We start from the raw sequence: 2,050 nt of genomic DNA, 5'->3' as shown, positions 1-2,050 counted from the left end.
TGGTGATGGACCAGTAGGGGCCGTACTCGCTGTCAGGGGTGAAGTGGACGGGATCCTCGCGGCGCAGGCGCTCGAACACCGGCCATATGGTCCCGTTGTAGAATCGATCCGCCCGCGCCGGGTTCAACGCCTCAAGCGGTGTCGCTGCGACGTCGGCGGAGGCATCGGCGGCCGAGACCTTCACGGCGATGTTCATGGTGTCCTCCCACTCCCTAGGCGCTCAAGCCGCGCTGTCGCTGTCGGTCCGCCAAAGATCCCGGACGGCTCGCGTCGATCTGACGGAGCGATCTCAGCGCGGGGGCTCGAAAACAGACGGCATGACCGAACGGTTGAGCCATCGTCATCCCGAAGCGGGAATTCGATGGCCCGAACGATTAGTGCGTTTCTTTTTCCCACTCGTCAATGGTTGGAGCCGCTTCTCCGTCCGCGCGGGAGGCCCCCGACGGCGGCGCCCTGGTGCTCGCCTCCCCTCGCTTCACCCGGGGGTCGTCGGAGCCGCCCCCGGCATGGCGCCCCTCGCCCGCCAATGATGGCTACGGGTTCTCTTTGAACATTCACTATTGAATACTTCGGCTCCGAAGCGGCGCCTCAGGGGGCCGGCCAGGCGGGCGGCCCAACCCCGACGGACGTGGACGTGGAGGTCGTCGAGCCGCAGCGCCGGGCAGGCCCTCCCGACCACCTTGCCGGAGGCCGCCCTTCGGCTGGCGCGGGTGGTCAGAGGGCGCGTAACCAGGCCACCAGATGGCCGTTCACGAGCTCCGGCCTTTCCTGCTGGGTCCAGTGGCCACAACCCTCGAGCAGATGCAGACCCTGCAGGTTCGGAAGTTCCGATCGCATCAGGGGCAACAGGTCGCCGAACATCCGCAGGACCCCGTCGCGCGCGCCGGCCACGAACAGCGCCGGTTGTTCGATCCGCCGGCCCCTGAAGCCCTGCAGGAAGGCGAAGTCCCGGTCGTGATTGCGGTATCGGTTGAGGGGCCCGCGGAAACCGGAGCGCTCAAACTCCGCCACGTAGAAGTCGATGTCGTCTTCGGAAAGCCACGGGGGGAACGGGTCCGGATCGGGCACGCCGGTCAGCGCGCAGTCGCCGATCTTCTTGTCCTCCGGCCAGGTCCCGCTCGGAGCGTCGCCGCTCCAGGCGTAGTAGAAGCGGCGCAGGCCGCCGCGCACATCGGCCTCGAACTCGGCTTCGGCCACGCCCTCGGCGGCGAAATAGCGCTGATAGAAGAAGCGCCCGTGCTGGGTGTAGACCGCATCGATGAGTTCGTTCAGCGACCGTGTGGGTATCCCCGTGTAGGGCACCGAGAGACCCGCGACGGCGCGGACCCGCTTCGGATGGACGAGGGCGGTGGTCCAGGCGATCGGCGCGCCCCAGTCATGACCGATCACCACGGCCGGCTCGGCCGGACTGAGGGCGGCGATCAGGCCGGCGACGTCCCCGGAGAGACATTCGAGGCTGTAGTCGGCGACTGCTTGGGGCTTGTCGGAGCCGCCATAGCCCCGCACATCCATGGCGCAGGCCCTGAAGCCCGCCTGGGCTATCGGCCCCATCTGATGGCGCCAGGAATACCAGGACTCCGGGAAGCCGTGGACCATCACCACGAGCGGGCCCTCGCCCTGCAGGGCGACCCGCAGATTGACCTTGCCGACCGCGATGTCCTGAAACTTCGGCATTGCGCTTTCTCACTTCTGGACGCGAGCTCGCGCCCCGGTTCACCTTGCCTTGAGGTCTAGGGTTCGCGCCCGCGTGACGGCGTCGGGGGCGCTTTCAGACGTTCGCGAAGTCGGGCGCGCGGCGCTCGGCGAAGGCCTGGAACGCCTCCCTCGCCTCAGGGGAGGCGAGCCGCGCCGCGAACTCGATCATCTCTTGTTCGATCTGCGCGGAAATGGCCGTGTGATCGCGCATCAGCCGCTTGGTCGCCGTCAGCGACTGGCGCGGCCGCGTCGCGAGGAGACGGGCGGCGGCCCAGGCCTCGGCGTCGACCTCGTCGCTCGCCACCGCGCGGTTGGCCAGGCCCCATTGGGCGGCGGTGTCTCCGTCGATCGCCTG

At 68.4% G+C, this 2,050-nt stretch carries 2 protein-coding genes and 1 pseudogene; all 3 read right to left on the bottom strand.

The window, feature by feature from the left end; translation table 11 throughout:
• Window positions 1-196: pseudogene (locus VGD44_RS15470) on the bottom strand (hypothetical protein); the annotation flags it as partial.
• Between the two features lie 518 nt (window positions 197-714).
• Window positions 715-1,674 (bottom strand): alpha/beta hydrolase, encoded by a 960-nt coding sequence (locus VGD44_RS15465; protein WP_331088636.1) that lies wholly within the window; start codon window positions 1,672-1,674, stop codon window positions 715-717.
• A 94-nt stretch (window positions 1,675-1,768) separates the two neighbouring features.
• On the bottom strand, window positions 1,769-2,050 hold a 282-nt coding region (locus VGD44_RS15460; protein WP_331088634.1), incomplete at its 5' end, for an enoyl-CoA hydratase-related protein.

Source organism: Phenylobacterium sp., from assembly GCF_036402295.1.
GTDB lineage: Bacteria > Pseudomonadota > Alphaproteobacteria > Caulobacterales > Caulobacteraceae > Phenylobacterium.
This window is presented reverse-complemented; position numbering and strand designations above follow the sequence as displayed.